Genomic DNA, 13,426 nt, shown 5'->3' with positions numbered 1-13,426 from the left:
CAGACAGACGGTAGTGGGCACCGTCAACTTCGTTGCTACTGTTAAACGGGCGCCACAACTTGCTGTTTTACTTCACAAAACCAAAAACTGGCGCCAAGGAACGGTCATGCTGCAGCCTGCCGCCCAACGTCGTTTGCTCATCGTCGACCCCTGCGACGACTGCCACCAATTGTTGCCAGGCCTGAGTAGCGCAGGCTGGGATGTGGACAGCTGCGTGCTCGGTGCCGCGCTCGATCACCCTTGTGATGTCGGCTTGTTGCGCTTGCAGGCTTCGCACCTCAGGCACCCGGACGCGGTCAAGGACATGATCAAGCGCAGTAACACCGAATGGATCGCGGTATTAAGCGCCGAACAGTTGCGCATGCCGGCCGTCGGCGATTTTGTCTGCGAATGGTTCTTCGACTTCCACACCCTGCCATTCGATGTCTCCCGCGTGCAGGTCACCCTTGGCCGGGCGTTCGGCATGGCTCGCCTGCGTGGCAAAGGGGCCGCCAAGGTGGATGAAGCGACCCACGAACTGCTCGGCGAAAGCCGGCCGATCCGCGAGTTGCGCAAGTTGCTGGGCAAGTTGGCGCCCACCGAGTCGCCGGTGCTGATCCGTGGTGAAAGCGGCACGGGCAAGGAGCTGGTGGCCCGCACCCTGCATCGGCAGTCGCAACGCAGCGACCAGCCGTTCGTCGCCATCAACTGCGGGGCAATCCCCGAGCACTTGATCCAGTCCGAACTGTTCGGCCATGAGAAGGGCGCTTTCACCGGTGCCCATCAGCGCAAGACCGGGCGCATTGAAGCCGCCCATGGTGGCACGTTGTTCCTGGATGAAATTGGTGACTTGCCGCTGGAATTGCAGGCCAATCTGCTGCGTTTTCTACAAGAAAAGCACATCGAGCGGGTGGGCGGCAGCCAGCCGATTCCGGTGGATGCGCGGGTTTTGGCCGCCACCCACGTGGACCTGGAAAGAGCCATCGAGCAGGGGCGTTTCCGTGAAGACCTGTATTACCGCTTGAACGTGTTGCAGGTGGTGACCGCGCCACTGCGCGACCGACATGGTGACTTGTCGATGCTGGCCAGCCATTTTGCCCATTTCTACAGCCTGGAAACCGGTCGCCGGCCGCGCTCGTTCAGCGACCATGCCCTGGCGGCCATGGGCCGGCATGACTGGCCGGGGAATGTACGCGAGCTGGCCAACCGGGTGCGCCGCGGCCTGGTACTGGCCGAAGGCCGGCAGATCGAGGCGCAGGACCTGGGCCTGCAGACGTTGGATCAAGGGCAGCCGCCGCTGGGCACGCTAGAGGAATACAAGCAGCGCGCCGAGCGCCAGGCCTTGTGCGATGTGCTTAACCGGCACAGCGATAACATGAGCGTAGCGGCGAAGGTGCTGGGGATCTCCCGGCCCACCTTCTACCGCTTGCTGCACAAGCATCAGATACGCTGACTGATCTGTCCGAGGGTCAGTGTGGCGCGCGCACGATGGTCTTCAGCAGGTCTTCCGGGCTGATGTGTCCCACCACCTGGGCCACCGCGCTGCCTGGGGTTGGCAGGTCGATGATGTGGCTTTTCATCTTGCCGACCACATGCATTTCGCACGGTTTGCAGTCGAACTTAAGGGTCAGCACTTCATCACCCTGAATCAGCTGCATCGGTGCCACCTTGGTGCGCACGCCGGTCACGCCCTTGGCCTGCTTGGGACACAGGTTGAAGGAGAAGCGCAGGCAGTGCTTGGTGATCATCACCGGCACTTCACCGTGTTCTTCATGGGCCTCGTAGGCCGCGTCTATCAGCTGCACGCCGTGGCGGTGGTAGAAGTCGCGGGCCTTCTGGTTGTACACGTTGGCCAGGAAGGAAAGGTGCGACTCGGGGTACACCGGCGGCGGCGTGGTTTCGGCCTTGCGCCCGCCACGCGGGTGCGCCTTGATACGCGCCTCGGTCAGCGCCTCGATGGCTTCACGGCGCAGGGCCTTGAGCTGCGAGTTGGGGATGAAGTACGCCTGCGGCGCGTCCAGCTCGATGCTGCTGGCGTGGTACATCGTGGTACCCAGCTGGCCGAGCAGGTCATGCAACTGGTCCAGGGCCTGCTGCGGCTTGTTGGCCTCGCCGAACGGGCCGTCCAGGGCCACCTGCACGCTGACGCCTTCCTCACTGCTGAGGGTAAGCATCAAGCGCTGCTCACGCAGCACAGCATGCCATTCCACACCAACCCGGCGCTCGGAAGAGGTGCGTTGCAGGGCCTGCTGCCAGTTATGGTCGAGGTTGCGCGACAGCGGGTGGTTGGGCCGCAGCTTGTGCAGGCCTTCGGGCATTTCGTTGGGCTCGACGCGGTAGCGGTAGCGCTTCTGGCCGTCTTCCTCGAACTCGCCACGTGGTTCGGCGATGTTGGCGCGGAAACCCACCACTTCACGTTTGACCAGCACATTCAGGCCGTCGCCGTTGGTCAGTGGCACCTCGGTCACCACCTGCATGTCACGCTTGCCGACCTTTTCCACCACACCCACCGGCAGGCCGGTGAAGGTTGGCGAGTCGAAGGCACCGATGTCGACCTTGCGGTCGGTCACGAAATAGTCGGTGCTGCCGCGGTGGAAGGTCTTGTCCGGGTCGGGCAAGAAGAAGTGCTCGGTGCGGCCGCTGGACGCACGGGCATATTCCGGGCGGCCTTCGAGGATGGCGTCGAGCTCTTTGCGGTAGTGGGCGGTGATGTTCTTCACATAGCCCATGTCCTTGTAGCGGCCCTCGATCTTGAACGAGCGCACGCCAGCATCGACCAGGTCGGCCAGGTTGGCGGTCTGGTTGTTGTCCTTCATCGACAGCAGGTGCTTCTCGAACGCTACCACGCGACCCTGGTCATCTTTCAGGGTGTAGGGCAGGCGGCAGGCTTGCGAACAGTCGCCACGGTTGGCGCTTCGGCCAGTCTGCGCGTGGGAGATGTTGCACTGGCCGGAGAAGGCCACGCACAGCGCACCGTGGATGAAGAACTCGATGGCGGCGTCGGTTTCGGCGGCGATGGCGCGGATTTGCTGCAGGTTCAGCTCACGGGCCAGTACCAGCTGGGAGAAACCGGCCTGGTCGAGGAACTTGGCCCGTTCCAGGGTGCGGATGTCGGTCTGGGTGCTGGCGTGCAGCTCGATCGGCGGGATGTCCAGCTCCATCACCCCCAGGTCTTGCACGATCAGCGCGTCGACACCGGCATCGTACAGCTGATGGATCAGCTTGCGTGCCGGTTCCAGCTCGTTGTCGTGGAGGATGGTGTTGATGGTGGTGAACACGCGCGCATGGTAGCGGCGGGCGAACTCGACCAGTTCGGCGATCTCGCTGACCTCGTTGCAGGCGTTATGGCGTGCGCCAAAGCTTGGGCCGCCGATGTAGATGGCGTCAGCGCCGTGCAGGATCGCTTCGCGAGCGATGGCCACGTCACGGGCAGGGCTGAGCAGTTCCAGGTGATTCTTTGGAAGGGACATGTCGTTATATTTTCGGGCTGCCACGGTTTAGGCGGGCATTGTAGCGGCGAAACGGGCTGGCGGCACCATCGGGGTGCCGGGAGGTGCGGGACTGGCTGCCAGGTCCCGCTTATTGTAGGAGCGGCCTTGTGTCGCGATGGGCCGCAAAGCGGCCCCAGGGATATCTGCGGCGAAGCTGAGAATCTGGGGGTGCTGCGCACCCCTTTCGCGACACAAGGCCGCTCCTACAGGGATCGTGTATTGCGCGAAGATCAGCGCTTGGCAGCCATCGCCGTGACTTCTACGCGCATGCCTTCAAATGCCAGCGAAGCCACACCCACCGCCGCACGTACCGGCCATGGCTTGCTGAAGAAACGCTGGTACACCTCGTTGAACGCCGCGCGGTCGGCCATGTCGGTCAGGTAGATGGTCAGGTGCAGCACGCGGTCCATGCCGCTGCCGGCCTTTTCCAGCGCCACTTTCAGCGCCTGCAGGGTGCATTCGCTTTGCTCGACGATGCCGCCCAGCTCCAGGCTGCCATCGGCGTGGGTCGGAATCTGGGTGGTGACCAGCACGCCGTTGAACTCGGCGACGTCGGACGAAATCGACTCGGCGTCCGGGTCCGGGGTGTAGATGATGTCTGCATGTGCCATGGTGTGTTTTGCCTTGCTACGGAAGGAAAGCGGCAAGCCTACGCGAGCAGGCGGGCCCGGTCGAGGGCGCCCAGGTGTTTGAAATGCGCGGCGTTCGCCGTCAGAATCGCGGCCCATTGCAAAGCCAGGGGCACATTTTGAACGAACAGACTTTGTCCAGGCGCCTGGAGCGCGTGGCTGCACATGTGCCGCAGGGCGCCCGCTTGGCCGACATCGGCTCGGACCATGGTTATCTGCCTGTAGCGTTGATGCTGCGGGGTGTGATCGAGGCGGGGGTGGCGGGCGAGGTGGCGCAGACGCCGTTTGCCTCGGCCCAGCGCAACGTGCGCAGAAACGGCCTGCAAGACCGGTTAACCGTGCGCTTGGCCGATGGCCTGGCAGCGGTGGAGCCGCAAGACCGCATCTCGGTGGTCAGCATCTGCGGAATGGGCGGCGACACCATGTGCGAGATCCTCGAGGCCGGCAAGCAGTGCCTTGGCGGCGTCACGCGTTTGGTACTGCAGCCCAATGGCGGTGAGCGCGAGCTGCGCCAATGGCTGGCGGGCAATGGGTACCAGATCGTCAGCGAAGAGCTGCTGCGGGAAAACCGCTTCGACTACGAAATCATCGTCGCCGAGCCGGGCAGCGTGGTGTATAGCGCTGAACAGCTGTACTTCGGCCCGGTGTTGATGCAGGAGAAAAGCGAGGCATTTCTGGTCAAGTGGCGGCGCATGCTGCGCCAGAAGCAGCAGACTCTGGCCAATTTCCAACGGGCCCGCGATGCGGTGCCTCAGGCGAAAATCGACGATTTCAATCAGCAGGTGGGCTGGATCACCCAGGTACTGGCCTGACTCACTGCTGCGAGCAGTTGCCCATTTCGCGGTAGTCTATTTCGCGTTTCTGGCCCTGGTGATCGACGTACACCATGTGCGCAGTGCCAACCTGGCAGTCGGCAGCGTTGCTGGCCGGGGTGATGGAGATCACTTTGGCCACGTCCAGCGGCATGCCGTATTCATAATTGCTACTGGTTGGCTGCGTACTGCCCGCATCGGCAAAGGCACCGAACGAGGCGAGGGTGGCGGCAACAGCAAGGACAGCGATCGAACGTTTCATGACAGGCTCCTTTTCTTGAATGTATGACTAATGATGTATTCATTGGTCATACACAATAAATGGGCCAGTCCGTGATAGATTCCTGCCTGTAACGCAAGAATAAGACTGAACAAGGAGCACACCCTCATGGACATGCTGCATGCCATGCGTACCTTCGCCCGTGTGGTGGAATGTGGCAGCTTCGCTGCGGCCGCCAATGCGTTGGATATTTCCGCGGCCCAGGTTTCGCGCATCGTTGCCGAGCTAGAGAACCAGCTGCAGACCCGCCTGCTACACCGCACCACTCGCCGCCTGCGCATGAGCGAGGCGGGTGAGCGGTTTCTGGAGCGGGCGCGGCAGATCATGCTGCTGACCGAAGAAGCGGTGGGTGAAGCCCGCGGTGCGCACCTCACGCCTCGCGGCCATCTGCGCTTGCATTGCCCGCACGGCCTGGGCCTGTTGCTGATGCCGCTGGTGGCCGGCTACAACGCGCTGTGCCCGGAAGTGGTGATCGAGTTGACGCTGTCCCAGCGCAATCCTGACCCGCTGGCCGAAGGGCACGACGTGGTGATCACCGTGGACGGTGCGCTGCCGGACTCCCAGCTGATTGCCGTCCCGCTTGGCAATATCTTCAGTATCCCCTGCGCAGCGCCCAGCTATCTGGAGCGGCATGGCGTGCCTGAGCGCCCCGAGGACCTGCATGGGCACCGCTGCCTGCGCATGGCGTATCCCATGTATGAAGGCGACTGGGTATTCCCCCAGGGGGTGGACCAGTGCGTGATCGCACCCAGTGACAACTTCTCCACCAACGTTGCCGACGCCATGCTGGTGGCCAGTGAATTGGGCATGGGCATCGGCCTGCTACCGTTCTATACGGCCAGCCAGTCGATCGAGCAAGGGCGTTTGTGCAGGCTGCTGGCGCCGTACCGGCTGCGCGAAAGTGCGCTGTATGCGATGTACCCGTCGCGGCATTACCTGGATGCCAAGGTGCGTACCTGGATCGATTACCTCAAGGAGCAGTTGCCAGCGGTGTTCGAGGGGCATGCGCAGGTGGTGGATGATTCGCGGTACTGGCGATAGATGGGTTAACGCTGGCCCCTGTAGGAGCGGCCTTGTGTCGCGAAAGGGCTGCATAGCAGCCCCCGGATTGCAGGGCCAATGCAAGAATTGCTGGGGCCGCTTTGCGGCCCTTTCGCGACACAAGGCCGCTCCTACAGGTATTGCACGACGCTTTAAAGGGGGTAGTGCTTCAGCTCGCGTGCAATCAGCATGCGCTGGATTTCGCTCGACCCTTCATAGATCTGGGTAATCCGCGCATCGCGGTAATAGCGCTCCACCGGGTAATCTTCCAGGTAGCCATACCCGCCATGCACCTGGATCGCCATCGAGCACACCCGCTCGGCCATTTCCGAAGCGAATAATTTGGCCTGCGAGGCCTCCGACAGGCACGGCTTGCCGGCACTGCGCAGGCGGGCGGCATGCAGGATCAGCAAACGTGCGGCGTTTACCTGTACCTGCATGTCGGCCAGCAGGTTGGCGATGCTCTGGTGCTCGTTGATCGGCTTGCCGAACTGCACCCTGTCGCGCGAGTAGACCAGCGCCGCCTCGAACGCTGCGCGGGCAATGCCCAACGCCTGGGCGGCAATACCGATACGGCCGCCTTCAAGGTTGGACAGGGCGATGGCCAGGCCCTTGCCACGCTCGCCAAGGATGTTGGCAGCGGGGATGCGGCAATTGTCGAAGGTGACCGCACAGGTGTCGGAGGCGCGGATCCCCATCTTGTGTTCGCTGCGGTCCACCTTGAAGCCCGGGTTGTCGGTGGGCACCAGAAACGCCGAGAGGCCCTTCTTGCCCAGCTCTGGGTCGGTCACCGCGAATACGATGGCCAGGCCGGCGCGGCGCGCGTTGCTGACGAATTGTTTGGCACCATTGATTACCCACTCGCCGTTGACCAGCTCGGCGCGGGTGCGCAGGTTGTGTGCCTCGGAGCCGGCCTGCGGCTCGGTCAGGCAGAAGCAGCCGATGACCTCGCCGCTGGCCAGGCGCGGTAGCCATTGCTGCTGCTGTTCGGCGGTACCGTAGGCCAGTAGCGGGCCGCAACCTACCGAGTTGTGAATGCTCATCATCGCCCCGGTGGCGCCGCATCCAGCGGCGATCTCTTCCACGGCCAGGGCGTAGGCGACGTAGTCGGTGTAGCTGCCGCCGAAGTCCTCCGGCACCACCATGCCCAGCAGGCCGAGTTCGCCCATCTTGCGCACCACGCCGTCATCGATCCAGCCGGCCTTTTCCCAGGCCTGGGCGTGCGGGGCGATCTCGCCACGGGCAAAGTCCCGGGCCATGTCGCGGATCATGATCTGCTCTTCGCTCAGTTCCAGGTCTTGCATCTGTGTACTCCCGGGCTCACAGGCCTTCGAAGAATTGGTCAACCCGCTGCGGTTGCAGCGCGGCCAGGGTCGGCGGGTTCCAGCGAGGCTGTTTGTCCTTGTCGATGATCAGGGCGCGCACGCCTTCTATGATGTCGCCGTGCCGGAACCACTGGCGGTCCAGGTGCAGCTCCATGGCAAAGCAGTCTTCCAGCCCAAGGTGGCGACCGCGGCGCAACATCTCCAGGGTAACCGCCATGGCCAGCGGTGAGCGGCTTTCCAGCTGGTCGGCGGCGGCCACGGCCCAGGCATGGCTGTCACCGATACTGACCGCACGCAATTGCTCGACGATGGCTTGCAGGTTGGGCAGGGCGAAGAAGTGGTCGATGACCGGGCGCAGTTTTTCCAGTGGGGCATCTGCCAGTGCCTGGGTACCGAGCGTGGCCAGCAGGTTCTGCAGGTCCTTCAGCGGGTTGTCGCCAAAGTTCAGTTTGTTCAGGCCCTGGTCAAGGGCGGCGAGTTGCTCACTGGCCAGGTACCAGTCGGCCAGGCCGCAGTACAAGGCGTCGGCCGCCTGGATCTGGGTGCCGCTGACGCCCAGGTAGATGCCCAGTTCGCCGGGGATACGTGACAGGAAGTAGCTACCGCCCACATCGGGGAAGTAGCCAATACCGACTTCGGGCATGCCCAGGCGGCTGCGCTCTGTGACCACACGCAGGTCGCAACCCTGGGCCAGGCCCATGCCGCCGCCAAGGGTGAAGCCGTCCATCAGCACCAGCACGGGTTTGCGGTAGCGGTGGATGACCAGGTCTAGGGCGTATTCCTCGACGAAGAAGGTTTCATGCAGCGTGTCGCCAGCTTTGAAACTGTCGTGCAGCGAGCGGATATCGCCCCCGGCACAAAAGCCCTTGGGGCCTTCGCCGCGCAGCACCACAGCGCGCACTTGCGGGTCGTCGGCCCACTGGTCCAGGCGCTGGCGCAGGCTGCGGACCATGTCCAGGGTCAGGGCGTTGAGGCCGGCGGGGCGGTTCAGGGTCAGGTGGCCAACCTGATTGCGGACCTCGGCCAGTACATGATCGGTTGCCGAGGTATTAGCTTGCGCAGTCATTGCGTTCTCCCTGCTTTGTTATTGATTTTCCAAGTGAAGTCTGGAGTTCGCTGGAGGATCGCAGGATCCTGTCATGCGAATTTGCCTTGCACAATCGACAATTATGCAGGGGCATCGTGCATTTTTGCTTTAGGCCACTGATCCAACTAGGCAATTCATTAACCTGACCGTAATGAAAGCGCCGGCAGCTTGATTGATCCGCCAGGCAACGCGGCCCTAAGGTGACCTCCACGACAGCGAACCTGTGGAGCCACCATGACAATAACTCAGAATCCACCGCCGCAATGGTCGCGGCGGCGCGCCGAAAAGCAGCGCCGCCTTGATCGGGTACGTCACCTCGCCGACGGCGTGGTGCTGCCCACCGAGCGTATCGTCGAAGCCCTCGAACTGCTGCTGGCCCCGGGCGACCGGGTGGTGCTGGAGGGCAACAACCAGAAGCAGGCCGACTTCCTTTCACGCTCGCTGGCCAAGGTCGACCCCGAACGCCTGCATGACTTGCACATGATCATGCCCAGCGTCAGCCGCGCCGAGCACCTGGACCTGTTCGAGCGTGGCATCGCGCGCAAGCTCGACTTCTCCTTCGCCGGCCCGCAGAGCCTGCGCATCAGCCAGTTGCTGGAAGATGGCCTGCTCGAAGTCGGTGCCATCCACACCTATATCGAACTGTACTCGCGGCTGCTGGTCGACCTGATCCCCAACGTCACGCTGGTGGCCGGCTTCATGGCTGACCGTGACGGTAACCTGTACACCGGCCCCAGCACCGAGGACACCCCGGCACTGGTGGAGCCCGCCGCGTTCAGCGACGGTATCGTCATCGCCCAGGTCAACCAACTGGTGGACCGCGTGGATGACCTGCCACGGGTCGATATCCCGGCGTCCTGGGTCGATTTCGTGGTGGTCGCCGACCAGCCTTTCTATATAGAGCCGCTGTTCACCCGGGACCCTCGCCACATCAAACCGGTGCATGTGCTGATGGCGATGATGGCCATTCGCGGCATCTACGAAAAACACCAGGTGCAGTCGCTGAACCATGGTATCGGCTTCAATACCGCCGCCATCGAGCTGATCTTGCCCACCTACGGCGAGTCGTTGGGCCTGAAGGGCAAGATCTGCCGCAACTGGACGCTCAACCCGCACCCGACCCTGATCCCGGCCATCGAGACCGGCTGGGTGCAAAGCGTGCATTGCTTCGGCACCGAGCTGGGCATGGAGGACTATATCGCCCAGCGCCCCGACGTGTTCTTCACCGGCCGCGATGGCTCGCTGCGCTCCAACCGCATGATGTGCCAACTGGCGGGGCAATACGCCGTCGACCTGTTTATCGGCGCCACCTTGCAAGTGGATGGCGATGGCCATTCCTCGACCGTGACCCGCGGCCGCCTGGCCGGCTTTGGCGGTGCGCCGAACATGGGCCACGACCCGCGTGGCCGGCGCCACGCTACCCCGGCCTGGCTCGACATGACCGTGCCGGAAACCCTGCTGGAGCGCGGGCGCAAGCTGGTGGTGCAAATGGTCGAGACCTACCAGGAAGGCGGCAAGCCCACCTTCGTGGAAACCCTCGATGCCGTGGAAGTGGCCAGGAAGGCCGGCATGCCGCTGGCGCCGGTAATGATTTACGGCGATGACGTCACCCACCTGCTGACCGAGGAGGGCATTGCCTACCTGTACAAGGCCCGCAGCCTGGAAGAACGCCAGCAGATGATCGCCGCCGTGGCCGGGGTTACCGCCATCGGCCTGCGCCACGACCCGAAAGACACCCAGCGCATGCGCCAGCAAGGCCTGATCGCCTTGCCCGAAGACCTTGGCATCCGCCGCACCGACGCCAGCCGCGAGCTGCTGGCCGCACGCAGCATTGCCGACCTGGTCGAGTGGTCCGGCGGCCTCTACAACCCGCCTGCACGGTTCAGGAGCTGGTGATGAAAGCACTCGACTTGCAACCGCATGTGCAGCTTCGCGAGCATGCTCGCTCCCACAGGCTTACCGCCGTCCTTGAACCTTGTGCAGTCCCTGTGGGAGCGGGCAAGCCCGCGAATAGGCCCGCCCAGGCAACCGAAATCCCACTGGCTGAGCACCTGGCCGACCTTGCAGTAGAGGCCCTGATCGACGAAGCCGATCTGTCTCCCAAACCCGGCCTTGTCGACCGCCGCAGCAACGGCGCCCACCCCGACATGACCCTGGCCCTGATGCACGCCTCGGCCCTGGCCCTGTGGCCGTGCCTGCGCAACATGGCCGAAGCCGCCCAGTCCTGCGGCCAGATTGGCCAACCCCTGCGCGCCACACTGGGCCAACTCGGCCGCGAAGGCGAGGCCGCGATGCTTGCCACCACCCACGGGGTAAACACTCACCGCGGCGCCATCTGGGCGCTGGGCCTGCTGGTAGCGTCCACGGCCCTCGATACCCAGGCAGACGCCTGCACCCTGGCCGCCCGCGCCGGGCGCATCGCGCTGTTCGACGATCCGGCCATGCCGCACCAGCACAGCCACGGCTTGCAGGTCCGCCACCGCTACGGCACTGGCGGCGCCCGCGAACAGGCACAACAAGGCTTCCCCGCCGTCATCGGCCACGGCCTGCCACAGCTGCAGCGCAGCCGCGCCGCCGGTGCCAGCGAGCAGCACGCCCGGCTCGACGCGTTACTGGCGATCATGAGCGTGCTCAGCGACACCTGCGTGCTCTGGCGCAGCGGCCCGGCCGGGCTGGCTGCCGTGCAGCAAGGTGCCCACGCCGTACTTGCCGAAGGCGGCAGCGCCACACTGGCGGGGCGCCGCCAACTGCGCCAGCTGGACCGGCAACTGCTGCACCTGAACGCCTCACCGGGCGGCGCCGCCGACTTGCTGGCCGCCTGCCTGTTCCTCGACAAAGCCGGGAGCCTGTGACATGGAAACCCTGAATTTTCAATTCCCCGCCGCCGAACCGGGCCGCGGCCGCACGCTGGTGGGCTGCGTCAGCTCCGGCGACCTCGAAGTGCTGATGGAGCCCGGCACCGCCGGCAGCCTGCATATCCAGGTGGTGACTTCGGTCAACGGCAGCGGCGCCCGTTGGGCGCAACTGTTCCAGCGCCTGTTCGAAGGCCGTGTGTGGCCGGCCGTGAACATAGACATCCATGATTTCGGCGCCACCCCGGGCGTGGTGCGCCTGCGCCTTGAGCAAGGCTTCGAGGAGATTGCCCATGACTGACACCGAACGCTTGCTGCGCAGCCGCAGCTTTGTCGAACTGGGCGCCCGCCAGCGCGCCCGCGCCGTGCTAGACCCAGGTAGCTTCCGGGAGTTGCTGGGCCCGTTCGACCGGCTGATGTCGCCGTGGCTGCCGCGCCAGGGCATCGTGCCTCAGGCCGATGATGGTGTGGTTATCGCCAAGGGCCGGCTGAACGGGCGCCATGCCGTGGTCGCCGCCATCGAAGGCGGCTTCCAGGGGGGCAGCATGGGCGAGGTGGGTGGGGCCAAAATCGCCGGTGCCCTGGAACTGGCCATCGAAGATAACCGCAATGGCATCCCCACATGCGCCGTGTTGCTGCTGGAAACCGGCGGTGTGCGCCTGCAGGAAGCCAACCTGGGCCTGGCGGCGATTGCCGAAATCCAGGCGGCCATTGTCGAGCTGCGGGCCTTGCAGCCGGTGATCGGCCTGATCGCAGGTTCGGTGGGATGCTTTGGCGGCATGTCCATTGCTGCGGGCCTGTGCAGCCACCTGCTGGTTACCCGCGAAGCGCGCCTGGGCCTGAACGGCCCGCAGGTGATCGAACAGGAAGCCGGCATCGGCGAATACGACGCCAAGGACCGCCCCTTCATCTGGAGCCTGACCGGTGGCGAACAACGCCACGCCAGCGGGTTGGTGGACGGCTACGTGGCCGATGACATCGATGCGCTGCGCGAACGCTTGCTGCAACTGCTGGACGCACCCTCCAAAGACCGCGCCAGCCAGCACGCCTGGTTCCTCGACCGCCTGGCCCGGCTGGGCGATGACTGCCCGCAACTGGATGCCGCCGCCGTGCGCGCCCTTTACCAAGGAGAAGCCCAATGAACCGTGCCTTGAACTGGCTGCCGGGCCTGGCCGGCGGGCCAGCCTTGCCAGGTTACCCCGCATCGCTGCGGGTGATCGACGGCGAACTGGACAACCGCCTGGCGCGCTTCATCGCCGTGGTGCCCGATGCCGACAACCCATTCCCCCGTGCCCGCTCGGGCGAGGTCGGCCTGCTGGAAGGCTGGGGCCTGGCCAAGGCGGTGAGCGAGGCGGTGGAGGCTGACCGCAACGGCCAGAAGCGCGCCATTGTCGCAGTGATCGATGTGCCCAGCCAGGCCTATGGCCGCCGTGAGGAAGCGTTGGGTATTCACCAGGCATTGGCCGGTGCCGTGCAGGCCTACGCCGAGGCGCGGTTGGCCGGGCACCCGGTGATCGGTCTGCTGGTTGGCAAAGCCATGTCCGGCGCCTTCCTGGCCCACGGCTACCAGGCCCAGCGCCTGATCGCCCTGGACGACACCGGGGTCATGGTGCACGCCATGGGCAAGGCAGCTGCGGCGCGGATTACCCTGCGCAGCGTCGAGCAGCTTGAGGCCCTGGCCGCCGAAGTGCCGCCCATGGCCTACGACCTGGCCAGCTACGCCTCGCTGGGCCTGCTGTGGCGCCGGCTGACAGTGGATAACGCCGTGGCACCGAGCGCCGCCGACATTGCCCAGGTGCGTGCCTGCCTGGCAGAAGCGGTGCGCGATATTGGTAGCTCCACCGACCTGTCGTCGCGGCTGGCGGGAGAAAACCGCAGTGCCTCGCGCCAGGTACGCGAACAGCTGCGCCGCCAGTGGCAGGGCGCTTGA

The 13,426-nt window shown here is 64.5% G+C and carries 13 protein-coding genes; 8 read left to right on the top strand and 5 right to left on the bottom strand.

Annotated elements, in window-relative coordinates:
- Positions 1-106 precede the first annotated feature (106 nt).
- Positions 107-1,432 carry a sigma 54-interacting transcriptional regulator gene (locus ABI582_RS06545; protein WP_442118715.1) on the top strand — a complete coding sequence of 442 codons (1,326 nt, stop codon included), beginning with the start codon at positions 107-109 and terminating at the stop codon, positions 1,430-1,432.
- Positions 1,433-1,448: 16 nt separating this feature from the next.
- Here ABI582_RS06545 and ABI582_RS06540 read toward each other — a convergent pair whose 3' ends face one another.
- Together ABI582_RS06540 and ABI582_RS06535 are read right to left on the bottom strand one after the other, a co-directional pair.
- Positions 1,449-3,449: a peptidase U32 family protein gene (locus tag ABI582_RS06540; RefSeq protein ID WP_132840502.1), complete on the bottom strand. Its 2,001-nt coding sequence runs from the start codon at positions 3,447-3,449 to the stop codon at positions 1,449-1,451.
- Positions 3,450-3,700: 251 nt separating this feature from the next.
- Entirely contained in the window at positions 3,701-4,081 is a 381-nt protein-coding gene (locus ABI582_RS06535; protein WP_016499416.1) for a RidA family protein, read from the bottom strand.
- A gap of 137 nt (positions 4,082-4,218) precedes the next feature.
- On the opposite strand from ABI582_RS06535, the gene ABI582_RS06530 reads away from it, so the two are divergent.
- Positions 4,219-4,911 carry a tRNA (adenine(22)-N(1))-methyltransferase gene (locus ABI582_RS06530; RefSeq protein WP_442118714.1) on the top strand — a complete coding sequence of 231 codons (693 nt, stop codon included), beginning with the start codon at positions 4,219-4,221 and terminating at the stop codon, positions 4,909-4,911.
- Position 4,912: 1 nt separating this feature from the next.
- Here the strand turns inward: ABI582_RS06530 and ABI582_RS06525 are convergent, their stop codons facing one another.
- Entirely contained in the window at positions 4,913-5,173 is a 261-nt protein-coding gene (locus ABI582_RS06525) for a DUF2790 domain-containing protein (RefSeq protein WP_016499435.1), read from the bottom strand.
- A gap of 126 nt (positions 5,174-5,299) precedes the next feature.
- Between ABI582_RS06525 and ABI582_RS06520 the strand changes: the two genes are divergently transcribed.
- On the top strand, positions 5,300-6,232 hold the full coding sequence (locus ABI582_RS06520) for a LysR family transcriptional regulator (protein ID WP_442118713.1): 933 nt from the start codon (positions 5,300-5,302) through the stop codon (positions 6,230-6,232).
- 152 nt (positions 6,233-6,384) lie between these two features.
- Here the strand turns inward: ABI582_RS06520 and ABI582_RS06515 are convergent, their stop codons facing one another.
- Entirely contained in the window at positions 6,385-7,536 is a 1,152-nt protein-coding gene (locus ABI582_RS06515) for an acyl-CoA dehydrogenase family protein (RefSeq protein WP_028613838.1), read from the bottom strand.
- 16 nt (positions 7,537-7,552) lie between these two features.
- Positions 7,553-8,623 (bottom strand): enoyl-CoA hydratase/isomerase family protein, encoded by a 1,071-nt coding sequence (locus tag ABI582_RS06510; protein ID WP_442118712.1) that lies wholly within the window; start codon positions 8,621-8,623, stop codon positions 7,553-7,555.
- 255 nt (positions 8,624-8,878) lie between these two features.
- Between ABI582_RS06510 and mdcA the strand changes: the two genes are divergently transcribed.
- The 5 genes from mdcA to mdcE are packed head-to-tail and all read left to right on the top strand — an operon-like array spanning position 8,879 to position 13,426.
- Positions 8,879-10,540: a malonate decarboxylase subunit alpha gene (gene mdcA, locus ABI582_RS06505; RefSeq protein WP_442118711.1), complete on the top strand. Its 1,662-nt coding sequence runs from the start codon at positions 8,879-8,881 to the stop codon at positions 10,538-10,540.
- Positions 10,540-11,496, top strand: coding sequence for a triphosphoribosyl-dephospho-CoA synthase (locus ABI582_RS06500; protein ID WP_442118710.1), 957 nt, complete (start codon positions 10,540-10,542; stop codon positions 11,494-11,496). Before mdcA ends, ABI582_RS06500 begins: the two co-directional genes overlap by 1 nt.
- A gap of 1 nt (position 11,497) precedes the next feature.
- Entirely contained in the window at positions 11,498-11,797 is a 300-nt protein-coding gene (locus tag ABI582_RS06495; RefSeq protein WP_338744153.1) for a malonate decarboxylase subunit delta, read from the top strand.
- On the top strand, positions 11,790-12,638 hold the full coding sequence (locus ABI582_RS06490; protein WP_049275015.1) for a biotin-independent malonate decarboxylase subunit beta: 849 nt from the start codon (positions 11,790-11,792) through the stop codon (positions 12,636-12,638). Before ABI582_RS06495 ends, ABI582_RS06490 begins: the two co-directional genes overlap by 8 nt.
- A complete protein-coding gene (mdcE, locus tag ABI582_RS06485; RefSeq protein WP_442118709.1) occupies positions 12,635-13,426 on the top strand; it encodes a biotin-independent malonate decarboxylase subunit gamma in 792 nt (263 codons plus the stop codon). The genes ABI582_RS06490 and mdcE overlap by 4 nt, the downstream gene beginning before the upstream one ends.

Source organism: Pseudomonas sp. SAS7, assembly GCF_052112345.1.
GTDB lineage: Bacteria > Pseudomonadota > Gammaproteobacteria > Pseudomonadales > Pseudomonadaceae > Aquipseudomonas > Aquipseudomonas putida_Q.
This window is presented reverse-complemented; position numbering and strand designations above follow the sequence as displayed.

What these genes read in the sequence shown, in the direction of transcription:
- ABI582_RS06545 (WP_442118715.1), top strand. Translation starts at nt 107, where the DNA reads ATGCTGCAGCCTGCCGCCCAACGTCGTTTGCTCATCGTCGACCCCTGC.
- ABI582_RS06540 (WP_132840502.1), bottom strand. Translation starts at nt 3,449, where the DNA reads ATGTCCCTTCCAAAGAATCACCTGGAACTGCTCAGCCCTGCCCGTGAC.
- ABI582_RS06535 (WP_016499416.1), bottom strand. Translation starts at nt 4,081, where the DNA reads ATGGCACATGCAGACATCATCTACACCCCGGACCCGGACGCCGAGTCG.
- ABI582_RS06525 (WP_016499435.1), bottom strand. Translation starts at nt 5,173, where the DNA reads ATGAAACGTTCGATCGCTGTCCTTGCTGTTGCCGCCACCCTCGCCTCG.
- ABI582_RS06520 (WP_442118713.1), top strand. Translation starts at nt 5,300, where the DNA reads ATGGACATGCTGCATGCCATGCGTACCTTCGCCCGTGTGGTGGAATGT.
- ABI582_RS06515 (WP_028613838.1), bottom strand. Translation starts at nt 7,536, where the DNA reads ATGCAAGACCTGGAACTGAGCGAAGAGCAGATCATGATCCGCGACATG.
- ABI582_RS06510 (WP_442118712.1), bottom strand. Translation starts at nt 8,623, where the DNA reads ATGACTGCGCAAGCTAATACCTCGGCAACCGATCATGTACTGGCCGAG.
- mdcA (WP_442118711.1), top strand. Translation starts at nt 8,879, where the DNA reads ATGACAATAACTCAGAATCCACCGCCGCAATGGTCGCGGCGGCGCGCC.
- ABI582_RS06500 (WP_442118710.1), top strand. Translation starts at nt 10,540, where the DNA reads ATGAAAGCACTCGACTTGCAACCGCATGTGCAGCTTCGCGAGCATGCT.
- ABI582_RS06495 (WP_338744153.1), top strand. Translation starts at nt 11,498, where the DNA reads ATGGAAACCCTGAATTTTCAATTCCCCGCCGCCGAACCGGGCCGCGGC.
- ABI582_RS06490 (WP_049275015.1), top strand. Translation starts at nt 11,790, where the DNA reads ATGACTGACACCGAACGCTTGCTGCGCAGCCGCAGCTTTGTCGAACTG.
- mdcE (WP_442118709.1), top strand. Translation starts at nt 12,635, where the DNA reads ATGAACCGTGCCTTGAACTGGCTGCCGGGCCTGGCCGGCGGGCCAGCC.